The following is a 3,994-nucleotide window of genomic DNA, read 5'->3' as shown; positions in this document are numbered from 1 at the left end:
TAGGTTAAAGGCCAGTAGGCTTAAGTACAGGCCACATAAACTCAAGAAAAACCGTCCCATAAAATCGTTTACTCTCTGTCGTGTTATCCAGTCACTGGCTGAGTATAACCTGAAGGCTCCCGTCATTGACGCAAGTTTTAGGGCTGATGTTGGGCATAGGCAGAAATTGGCGGCGTGAGTCACACAATGTTCAGGGATTAAGGTCGTGCAGGTTGGATAAATCAAACGCCCAGTCGAGTGCTGGGCGTTTGGGGGGCGCTGGAGCCCTGTGGTGGTTTACACGTGGCTGACCAGCACCATTCTGATGGCATCGAGCTGCAGCTGAGTCTCTTCGAGGTAGTTATTGAGCTCCTGCATTTGGTTACGCAGGTAGTCTAACTCCTCCTCGCGGATATTGGGGTTAACGGCTTTGAGGGCTTCTAACCGGTCAAGTTCGCCGCTAAGCTGCACTGTCATCTTCTGGCGCGCTTGTTCGACCAATTCATCGACCGCAGTCTTAGCATATTCTTCACCCTTAGCGAATAACGGATGCAGAATTGGCTGTGAAGCCGTGACCAATTTGCTGCCAATGTGCCGATTCACGGCGCTTAATTGTTTATCAAAACTGGCGTAATCCACTTTTGCGGAGAGATCGTTGCCATTTTTATCCAACAAAATGCGGATCGGCGTTGGCGGTAAGTAGCGATAAAGCTGGCTCGATTTTGGCGCGGAGGCGTCAGCCATGTAAATCAGCTCTAAGAATAAGGTGCCTGCAGGCAGCGCTTTGTTCTTGAGTACTGCCACACTGGTGGTGCCAGTTTCTGAGCCGGTGATCAAATCTAAACCGGTTTGCACCAGAGGGTGCTCTTGGGTGATCAGGGCAATATCGTCACGGGATAATGCGGTGTCACGGTCAAAGGTGACGGTGACACCGTCTTCTGGCAGCCCCGGGTAGGTTGGGAACATCATGTGTTCACTTGGGCGCAGAATAATGGAGTTTTCGCCTTTATCTTCTTGATCTACACCAATAATATCCCATAAGCGGATCACCGAGCCAATCAGCTTAGTATCCTCATCGCTCTCGGCTAAGCGAGCAACTAAGGCCTTGGCCTGCTCCCCGCCGTGGGAGTTGATTTCTAGCAGCTTATCGCGGCCTTGCTCCATGGCGTGTTTGAGTTCTTTATAGCGAGTTTGGGTGTGGTTGAGTAATGTCGTCAGCTCATCGGCATCGTCACCGACCAGCACATTGAGCAGTTCTTGGGCAAATTCACTGTAAAGCACATGGCCGCTGGGGCAGGTGAGCTCAAAGGCGTTGAGCCCTTGGTGATACCATTGCATCAGGCGTTCTTGGGCGGTGTCCTCAAGGTAAGGCAAGTGGATGTGGATATCACTCTTTTGGCCGATACGATCTAAACGCCCGATACGTTGCTCTAATAAATCGGGGTTAAGCGGTAAATCAAATAGCACTAAGTGGCTGGCAAACTGGAAGTTACGCCCTTCGGAGCCGATTTCAGAGCAGATCAGCGCTTGGGCGCCGCCTTCTTCTTGAGCAAAATAGGCACCGGCTTTATCGCGCTCGATGATCGACATGCCCTCGTGGAACACGGTGGCTTGGATGCCCTCGCGGGTGCGCAGTGCTTCTTCCAGGCTTAAGGCGGTTTCAGCACCGCTGGCGATAATCAGCACTTTTTTGCTGCGGTGGGATTTTAAAAACTCGATGAGCCAATCCACCCGCGGATCGAACTTCCACCAGCTGGCGCTATTGTCTTCAAATTCTTGATAGAGCTTTTCAGGGCTGAGGGCCTGCGCGGCTTTAGCCTCAAGGGTTTTGTGGCCACCCATCATGCCGCTGACGCGCATCGCGGTCAGGTATTGCTCCGGCATGGTTTGTGGATGCGGATTAAAAAAGCGTTGCGGGAAGCCTTTCACCGAGGCGCGGCTGTTGCGGTACAGTACCCGGCCAGTGCCGTGGCGATCGAGTAATTCTTGCAATAATTCGCTGCGGGCGGCTTGTTGGACGTCGGGATCGATCCCCTCGGCTTGGATCAGCCGAATACTCGGCGCAATGTCTTTCTCGCTCAGTAATTCGGTTAAGCTGTTAATCGCCGCATCAGGTAATTTGGCTGCTTCAGCAAGGGCTTGGGCCGCAAGGGCCACGTCTTTGTAGCTGTCTTCTTCTTTGAGGAAAGCGGCGTAATCGTAAAAACGATCGGGATCGAGCAGGCGCAGCCGCGCGAAATGGCTTTCATGGCCAAGTTGATCGGGGGTCGCTGTTAACAGTAAGACTCCGGGCACTACTTCACTTAAGGCTTCGACCACTTGATAGGCGCGGCTTGGCGCCTCTTCGGTCCATTCGAGATGGTGGGCCTCATCGACCACTAACAGATCCCAATCGGCATCGAGGGCTTGATCGAGACGCTTTTTCTTGCGCAGCAATTCGAGGGAACAAATCACCAATTGCTCGGTATAGAAGGGGTTATCATGGTCTGCGTAGGCTTCAATGCAGCGGTCTTCATCAAATACCGAAAAACGCAGGTTAAAGCGGCGCAACATTTCGACTAACCATTGGTGGCGCAGGGTGTCGGGAACGATAACCAATACCCGCTCGGCGCGGCCGGTGAGCAGTTGCTGGTGAATGATAAGACCCGCTTCAATGGTTTTACCTAAGCCCACTTCATCGGCGAGTAAAACCCGCGGCGCGTAGCGGCGGCCAACCTCGTGGGCGATCCACATTTGGTGGGGAATTAACCCTACGCGCGGCCCTTGAAGCCCCAGTAAATCAGAGGACGCGAGGCTGTGGCGCAGCATTTGACATTGATAACGCACCCCAAAGCGGTCGAGACGATCGATTTGTCCGGCAAATAAGCGGTCTTGGGGCTTGTTAAAGCGAATATTGTGGTTGAGCAGGGTTTCGCGCAGGCTAACCTGCTCACCGCTTTCACTGTGAGTGCCGTGATAAATGACGATGCCGTCTTTCTCGGTTAATTCATTCACCGCAAGGCTCCAGCCTTCGTGGCTTTCTACCGTATCACCGGGATTGTAAATAACGCGTGTCAGAGGGGCTTCTGCTCGGGAGAACATGCGGTTCTCACCCGTGGCCGGAAACAACACAGTGACCATACGGCCTTCTACTTGAACGACAGTTCCTAAACCAAGCTCTGACTCGGTATCACTTATCCAACGTTGACCTAAGGCGAACGGCATCTTAATTTCTCATTTCTGGGCGGACTTTAACAAAGGGCGCGTATGTTATACCAATACTCGGGATAATTGAATCGCCCTCGTATCCGTTAGAGCCTAATTGTCACCCTAGGAGATTACAAATTGCTCAGGCAAAAATTTATGCGGCCATTGTCACAGAGCTGTCATCTGCTCAGCTTTACACTAGGGCTAAGCGTTGCGAGCAAAGCGCGCCGGTGCTACAAGGCTATCGCATTGATTTACTGGCAATATTTTTTGTGGCACCTCGGTGGCTGTCGAGGACGTTTGCGGTGAACCCGCGCAGGCTTTCATGGTCAAAGGTAAGAGGGTATTGACCAAGAGTGAGCGGGTATTCGTTAGGCGTTTAGCGGGCATTAGCCCATCATTAACAGGCACATAGCGGGGGATTGAAACGCAAGCGTGTGTTGTACCATTAATATAAAGCACTAACATGAAGCACTCATATTAAGCGCGCAGGAGGCACCATGGAACAAGACGACAGAAAGTTGTTTGTACTGGATACCAATGTGTTATTGCATGAACCTTTGGCGATCTATTCGTTTCAAGAGCATGATGTGGTTATCCCGATGACAGTGCTCGAAGAGCTCGATCAGATCAAAGATCGTAAGAGTGATGTGAGCCGGGACGCCCGTGTGGCGATAAGGGCACTGGAGGATACGCTCGGAGGCAATACCACGCCGGAGCAAATCATCCATGGTGTGCCGTTACCCAGCCGCGAAGGCCATAGCGATGCCACCGGTTCCTTAGCGATTTTCCCCGATCACCTGATTGAGTTTACCTTGGGCGCCCTGCC

Annotated in this window: 2 protein-coding genes; one reads left to right on the top strand and one right to left on the bottom strand. The window is 52.3% G+C overall.

Going from position 1 to position 3,994, the window contains the following annotated elements; genetic code table 11:
* Window positions 1-276: 276 nt before the first annotated feature.
* Window positions 277-3,183, bottom strand: a complete 2,907-nt coding sequence (gene rapA / locus ACRCZA_RS00975; RefSeq protein ID WP_438672620.1) for an RNA polymerase-associated protein RapA — start codon at window positions 3,181-3,183, stop codon at window positions 277-279.
* A gap of 482 nt (window positions 3,184-3,665) precedes the next feature.
* On the opposite strand from rapA, the gene ACRCZA_RS00970 reads away from it, so the two are divergent.
* Window positions 3,666-3,994 (top strand): PIN domain-containing protein (locus tag ACRCZA_RS00970; protein ID WP_438672619.1); only part of this gene is annotated, 329 nt, incomplete at its 3' end.

The organism is Shewanella sp. (assembly GCF_051658185.1).
GTDB lineage: Bacteria > Pseudomonadota > Gammaproteobacteria > Enterobacterales > Shewanellaceae > Shewanella.
Note: the sequence above shows the minus strand (reverse complement) of the source record. Positions and strands in the feature narration are given on the sequence as shown.